Annotated in this window: 2 protein-coding genes and 1 pseudogene; all 3 read left to right on the forward strand. The window is 40.9% G+C overall.

Annotated elements, in window-relative coordinates; all coding sequences use genetic code 11:
- The coding region (locus DXA74_RS16755; protein ID WP_233550589.1) for an RHS repeat domain-containing protein at window positions 1-2,041 on the forward strand (2,041 nt) is incomplete at its 5' end.
- 51 nt (window positions 2,042-2,092) lie between these two features.
- Window positions 2,093-2,551, forward strand: coding sequence for a hypothetical protein (locus DXA74_RS15775; protein WP_118768835.1), 459 nt, complete (start codon window positions 2,093-2,095; stop codon window positions 2,549-2,551).
- 6 nt (window positions 2,552-2,557) lie between these two features.
- Window positions 2,558-2,788: pseudogene (locus DXA74_RS16960) on the forward strand (group II intron reverse transcriptase/maturase); the annotation flags it as partial.
- Window positions 2,789-2,897: the final 109 nt, after the last annotated feature.

The following is a 2,897-nucleotide window of genomic DNA, read 5'->3' on the forward strand; positions in this document are numbered from 1 at the left end:
TAACTATACTTACGATGCCCTCTACCGTCTTGTAAGCGCAACAGGCACTTATACTGGTGCGGACAACAAGACCGCAAGTTATACCCTTGCAATGGGTTACGACAATATGCACCGTATTACTTCGAAGCGTCAAATCCTTACGCAGAACAATGTACAGTTCAACGGCACATTGAATGCAGGTTATGATTTGTCATACACCTATGGAACAGAGACAGGCAAGAAGTTCCAACTCGCCAATGTGAAGGATGTGAATTATCGCACGGAAGAGACACCTTCAGAAAGCGAGAATGTGAACAACAATCATGCCTATGAGTATGATGCCAACGGTAATCTTGTCTATGTCAACACAAGCCGTACCAAGAAGGATGGCATGGCTGACGAGAAGACCGCAGAGCGCAAACTCAAATGGGATGAGGAGAACCGTCTCCTTGCTTCTGATGATAACGGCTTCGTGACAAACTATTGGGATGATGCTGATGGTGAGCGCACGGTGAAGACATCAGGTGAGAGTGACCAAGTTTATGTGAACTCCGAGTTTGCTGGAGGTCGCACGAATACTGCCAAGTTCTCATTGTATGTATCTCCTTACCTCGTAGCCAACCAAGGCGGACGTTACACAAAGCACATCTATATAGGTAGTCAGCGTATCGTTTCCAAGATTGGTGATTTCGACTCTTACGGCTCAGATCCACGCCGCATCCAGTATGCAGGTAGTGAGACTGATGGACTTTCTGTTGACTATAAACAAAAATATGCCGGGCAGTTGCAGGCTATCAAGGATAATTATGCAACCTTTGCAGTGCCGTACAATGGCGAGGACAACAACGACTATGTCGATGGCAAGGGCTTCTGCTGCAATGACGGCAGCTTGGAGGCTGCGCAGTCACGTGTAATGGCAAGAGCAATGAAGAATAACTTCCAAGAAGGCGATACATACGAGAAGATGCAATTCTACTACCACCCAGACCATTTGGGTAGCAGTAGTTACATCACCAACCTTGACGGCGAGGTGGTGCAGCATATCGAGTATGTTCCTTTCGGTGAGGTATTCGTAGAAGAGCGCAATAACATTTGGAATACGCCTTATCTTTTCAATGCGAAGGAATTCGATGAGGAGACGGGATTGTATTACTATGGAGCGAGATACTATGACCCACATCTTAGCCTGTGGATGTCAACTGATCCAATGCAGGAGAAGTATCCATGGATAACAAGTTATTGTCAGACTTTTAACAATCCGATACGCTTTATTGATCCAAATGGAGAAGAGGGAGATAATGCGCCAACATTGTATCATAATACTCAGCATCCTGGTAAAATACTCCGTAATGGTTTCAATGCAACTAAATATGGTAAGTTATCTTCCTATAATTGGTTTTCTACAATAGCAAATGCTTCAGGCACTGGTCGCACTGGTAGTGGTGTGACATTAGCTGTTGAAGGTATTGATGTATCACATGCTGTAGAAGTCAAAAATAGCCAAATGAGAGAGTTTTATTTAGAAGCAAAAGCAGAATTGGGTTATACATCTTCGCAGTTGCGTCAATCTCCGGAATTGAAAGCAAAAGTAGATGCCCTTAAATATAAAAAGCTTGGAAAATGGATGGATGCTAAAGGGGCTTCTGTATATAAGTTGGGAAATTCCTATGCCATTTCGGATCATGTTGCAAATAATGGCACCGTAGTGCAAATTTTTGGACCAAAGAATCTAATAAAAGGTCTTAATGGCATTAAAATAGCTGGCAGGGTATTGACATTTGCTGCAGTAGCTGCTGATGCCTATGAAATATACTCTTCACGCTACAATGCACGAACTGTAACATCTGTAGCTGGTGGATGGGCAGGTGCTTGGGCTGGAGCCAAATTGGGTTGTATGGCAGGTACATCTATTGGATTCGCTGTTGGTGGAGTCGGTGAAGTTGTTGGTGCACCAGCTGGAGCATTAATAGGTGGCTTTTTCGGTTATATTTCTGGAAGGAAAGTATCAGAAACCGTTTATGATGTAGTTACTCAAAAAGGAATGCCGATAGGTGGTCGTTAAACAAACGTGGGTCTTATGGATACCATAAGACCCACCATAAACAAGCTTAATATGGAACAAATTAAGTCTATATTCTATAAAGAAATAGCTTATCCGTATTCCAACAATCAGTATGGATTGGCTATCATTATAATGATGCAAAAGAAATGTCTATATTTCGATTCGTCAAGTTTTTATTTTGTTAAATCACCAAGTGATAATTTTAATAAGCAAAAATGGAATATTGTTAGTGATTTAAATGATAATAAGATTGCGGCAATTCACGAAGATGAGCTATCCGCTTATTTCATTCTATTTACTAATAGTAAAATTATGTATATTTATCAAGAATTAGATGGCAATGAATGTATTCGTCAGATGTTCAGAATCGTAAATCCCAATGATAAGGATTATCAAGAAATAGTGCAATATATGAATGAGAAGTGGGTTGAAACACTATACGATGAATATTCTGGTATTGACAACATTATGAACCGCGATATATTTCAATTAACATCAAAATTAACATGAATTATACGAATACTCATGTGTATATGGAAAGCTTGGAAGAAAGTCAAGACAAAAGTGGCAAACCTCATAAGATGTGGTATTAATAAATACAAAGCATACGAATGGGGTAATACTTGCAAGGGCTATTGGCGAATAGCTGACAGCCCTATTCTAAAAAGGGCGATAGATAACAATAAACTACGCTCCGCAGGGTATGCTACTTTAATGGAGACGTATCTCGAATGGTATCCAAAATAGGAACCGCCGTATGCGGAACCGCACGTACGGTGGTGTGAGAGGTCGGAAAACGAAAGTAGGAAGAAAACTGGAGAGTGTAAACTAAACTGTGTCAAGCTACAATAAAAGT

Source organism: Bacteroides sp. OF04-15BH, assembly GCF_003477995.1.
Lineage (GTDB): Bacteria > Bacteroidota > Bacteroidia > Bacteroidales > Bacteroidaceae > Paraprevotella.

What these genes read in the sequence shown, in the direction of transcription:
- DXA74_RS15775 (WP_118768835.1), top strand. Translation starts at nt 2,093, where the DNA reads ATGGAACAAATTAAGTCTATATTCTATAAAGAAATAGCTTATCCGTAT.